Genomic DNA, 699 nt, shown 5'->3' on the forward strand with positions numbered 1-699 from the left:
CCCGGACAGGCTTTCCACCGTATTAATGAACGGAATTCATTACGGCATCCAATCAATCCCGTCTGGTCGAACAATATTACGGCCTTTATTGTTGTGAACATGCCGGATACGCCATCCAAGCCAACAACTGCCGCCCCCGCCGCACACAAGGGCTGGTACGTTCTGGCCATATTGAGCCTGTTGATGGGGTTCGCCTCGATTTCGACGGATCTGTATCTGCCGGCCATGCCGGCAATCGCGGATGCGCTCGGAGCGGGGGACGGAACGATCGAACTCACCGTCTCGGGCTATCTGGTCGGTTTCAGTCTCACGCAGCTGATCTGGGGTCCGGTGAGTGACCGCTTCGGGCGCCGTGTACCGGTGGCCATCGGCCTGATCCTGTTCGTCATAGGCTCGGCGGGCTGTGCCCTCTCGGACAGTGCGGCGATCATGATCGCCTGGCGGGTCGTGCAGGCCATAGGCGCTTGCGCGAGCGTTGCGCTCTCGCGCGCAATGGTCCGCGATCTGTATGACGGCAATCGGGCGGCGCAGATGATGTCGACCCTGATGACCATCATGGCAATCGCGCCCCTGCTCGGTCCACTCGTCGGCGCCCAGATTGCCGCCTTCGCCGGCTGGCGCGCGATCTTCTGGACACTGGTCGGCATCGGTGCGATCGCGCTGCTCCTGCTGCTGACACTGCCCGAGACACATGCCCCG

General features: G+C 62.2%; 1 protein-coding gene. It reads left to right on the top strand.

Going from position 1 to position 699, the window contains the following annotated elements; genetic code table 11:
* On the top strand, positions 1 to 699 hold a 699-nt coding region (locus G7A99_RS23050; RefSeq protein ID WP_240466393.1), incomplete at both ends, for an MFS transporter.

This window comes from Arhodomonas sp. KWT (assembly GCF_010993615.1).